The sequence below is a fragment of the Streptomyces incanus genome, from assembly GCF_042656345.1.
Taxonomy (GTDB): Bacteria; Actinomycetota; Actinomycetes; order Streptomycetales; family Streptomycetaceae; genus Streptomyces; species Streptomyces incanus.
The window spans coordinates 39,498-42,489 of the sequence record NZ_JBHSPC010000164.1 but is presented as its reverse complement, the minus strand read 5'-3'; the positions used below and the strand labels follow the sequence as shown (position 1 = coordinate 42,489).

At 68.8% G+C, this 2,992-nt stretch carries 3 protein-coding genes; 2 read left to right on the top strand and 1 reads right to left on the bottom strand.

Annotated features, from left to right (window positions below):
- Positions 1-55 precede the first annotated feature (55 nt).
- Positions 56-859 (bottom strand): pectate lyase, encoded by an 804-nt coding sequence (locus tag ACFP2V_RS36360; RefSeq protein ID WP_381220215.1) that lies wholly within the window; start codon positions 857-859, stop codon positions 56-58.
- A gap of 293 nt (positions 860-1,152) precedes the next feature.
- Between ACFP2V_RS36360 and ACFP2V_RS36355 the strand changes: the two genes are divergently transcribed.
- Together ACFP2V_RS36355 and ACFP2V_RS36350 are read left to right on the top strand one after the other, a co-directional pair.
- A complete protein-coding gene (locus ACFP2V_RS36355; RefSeq protein WP_381220212.1) occupies positions 1,153-2,493 on the top strand; it encodes an extracellular catalytic domain type 1 short-chain-length polyhydroxyalkanoate depolymerase in 1,341 nt (446 codons plus the stop codon).
- A gap of 158 nt (positions 2,494-2,651) precedes the next feature.
- Positions 2,652-2,992: DUF6214 family protein (locus ACFP2V_RS36350; RefSeq protein ID WP_381220209.1), on the top strand; the 341-nt coding region annotated here is incomplete at its 3' end.

Sequence of the window (2,992 nt, the reverse complement as noted above, 5' to 3'; positions counted from 1 at the left end):
GTGCCGGCGCCGTGCACGGCCGCCGCCCTCACCGTGGGGGCTGCTGTCGGTGGTCCTACTGGTAGGTGATGTCGGACGACGCGTACTTGCAGTAAGTGCCGTCGGCGCCCGAACCGTTGCTGCTGGGCTCGCTGCCGTTGCTGTTGCCGATGTACTTCTGGCAGGGGATGATCTTCTTGCTGCTGTCCCCGACGATCTTGATGTTGCGCAGGGTCACGCTGTCACCGTAGTTGGTGTTGATGCCGGCGATCCGGCTGCCCTTCCAGCTCGCCTCGATGGTGTTGAGATTGATCGTGCGCTTGTACTGCGTCGAGCAGTTGCCGCAGGAGCGCACGAAGGTGCCGAAGTTCTTGACCGCGAAGTTCGACACGTTCAGCGTTCCGGCGCCGTTGAACTGGAACACCTTGTCGCTGGCTTCCTTGGCCCCGCCGCCGCTGACGGTGTAGACCGAGGACGACGACTTGCCCTTGAACGTGGCCGCGTCCTCGCCGACGTCCTCCCACCACACGTTCTGCAGCGTGCAGGAGCCCTTGCAGTGGATGCCGTCGGCCGCGGGGGCGCCGAGGATGACGTTCTTGAGGACCGCGCCGTCCGCCAGTTCCAGGATCGGGCCCTGATTCTCGTCCTGACTGCCCGAGCCAAGGGCGCCGGTGCCGTAGAGGCGCTTCAGCCCGTAGTCCTTGGTACCGGACACCGAGATGGTGGAGGAGACGGCCTCACTGCCGTTGGCGGTCGGCCAGGTGGCGGCGCTCGCCGTGGAGGCACCTGTCGTCATGATCATGCCAACCGAGAGGCCGAGGGTGGCCAGTGCGCCGGTCAGCGCGCGCCCGTAGGTGCGTGGTCGTGTCGCGGAAGTCATATTCCGGTTCCTTCTGTCGTGATGTGGGGGATGCGGCGATGTCGGGGCGCGGAGGCGTCGCACCGCGCAGTCGGTTCACATCGCTGAACGGAACGTAAACGGTAAGCGCTTTCTGGTCAACGCCTTGGACGGTCCATAATCAGCCGTCCGTTGCGGCGGCGAGCGCATTCCGTCGAACGCGTGGGAGCGCTTCCATGAAGACCATGTCCATGCCACCATGCCACCATGCGCCGTACCGCCGTACCGCCGTACCGCCGTACCGCCGTCCTCCTCCGCACAGGAAGGGCCCAGGCATGTCAGACATCCCTCGCGTCACCCCGAGGCGCCACCGGCCGTCCGGAGCTTCGGTCATCGCGCTCCTTGCCGCGCTGCTGCCGTTGCTCGTCACCACCGTGCTCATGGCGCCGGCGGCCTCGGCCCGGGAGCCGGCCCCCACCCGTGAGAAGGCGGCCCCCACCGCCACGCTCAACCGGGTCACCGATTTCGGGCCCAACCCCAGTGGGCTCGAGATGTACCTGTACGTGCCGGACAGCGTCACGCCGCGTCCGGCGGTCGTCGTGGCCGTGCACTACTGCACCGGATCAGGCCCGGCGATGTACACCGGCACCGAGTACGCCTCGCTCGCCGACCGCTACGGGTTCATCGTCGTGTATCCGTCCGTCACTCGCGCCAGCAAGTGCTTCGACGTCTCCTCGCCCCAGGCTCTGCGTCGCGGCGGTGGCAGCGACCCCGTCGGCATCAAGTCCATGGTCGACTGGACCGTCCGCACGTACGGTGCCGACACCGCCAGGGTGTTCGCCACCGGGATCTCCTCCGGCGCGATGATGACGAACGTGCTGCTCGGCGACTACCCGGACGTCTTCGCCGCCGGTTCGGCGTTCGCGGGTGTGCCGTTCGGCTGCTTCGCCACGACGGACGGGTCCGAATGGAACAGCGCCTGCTCGGGCGGCACCGTGAACCGCACACCGCAGGCGTGGGGCGACCTGGTCCGGAGCGCGTACCCGGGCTACACCGGTCCCCGCCCGCGCATGCAGCTGTGGCACGGCACCGAGGACGACGTGCTGCGGTACCCCAACTTCGGTGAGGAGATCGAGCAGTGGACGAACGTGCTGGGTGTCGGCGGGGTCCCGGCCGCCACCGACTCGCCCTCCGCCAACTGGACCCGGACGCGCTACGGGGCCACGCACGATCAGGCTCCCGTGGAGGCCGTCAGCCTTCAGGGCGTGGGCCACAACCTCTACGTCTACGGCATGGCGTCCCGGGTGATCACCTTCTTCGGCCTCGACGACGCAGGCCCGGCACCGCAGCCGCAGCCCAGCGGATGCCGGGTCGCCATCACGGTCAACGCCTGGAACACCGGGCTGACCGCCTCGGTCACCGTCACCAACACCGGTACGTCGACGGTCAACGGCTGGCAGCTCCGCTTCACCCTGCCCACCGGGCAGACCCTCACCGGCGGGTGGGGAGCCGTGTACACCCCGGCGTCCGGTGCGGTGACGGCGGCCAATGCCCCGTACAACGGCACGATCGCGCCCGGTGCGAGCGTGAGCATCGGCTACCAGGCGAGCCACGGCGGCAACAGCGCGGCCCCGAACGCCTTCACCCTCAACGGGACGAAGTGTGCGACGGCGTGACGTTCAGAGCGCCAACGGCCCGCGCTGCGCTGACAGGGTGCCGTCCGACAGTCGGGGTGCGTGTTCTTTCGTATGGAAAGTGATCACGTGATTACGTAGCGCGCGTGCTTGAGGAATCTTTTCTCCATCTTTCCGATCGTTCTCCGGCGGACGGGGCGGTGTCCGTGTGGCCCGCCTGGGAGGTGCGGGAGGGCGAGCACGCGACGCGCTGGTTCCATGTGCGGCTCGTCTTCGCCGACGGGGCCGGTGTCGAGGCGCTCGCCCTGGTGTCCGGGCTCTGCGTCTGCGTCGAGGACGTACGGGCCCGGCCCGCGCTCTCATTGGAGGACCTGGCGCTGTTCGCCGACTGGATCGAGGGGCCGCTCGCCCACGCCTGCGGTGCCGATGACGGGGCGGCTGCCGAAAGCGGGACGGCCGACCAGGGGACGGCCGAGAACCGGACGGCCGGCAGGGAGTCGGCTGTCGGCGGCGGACAAGCAATCGGCGGCGAACCGGCCGC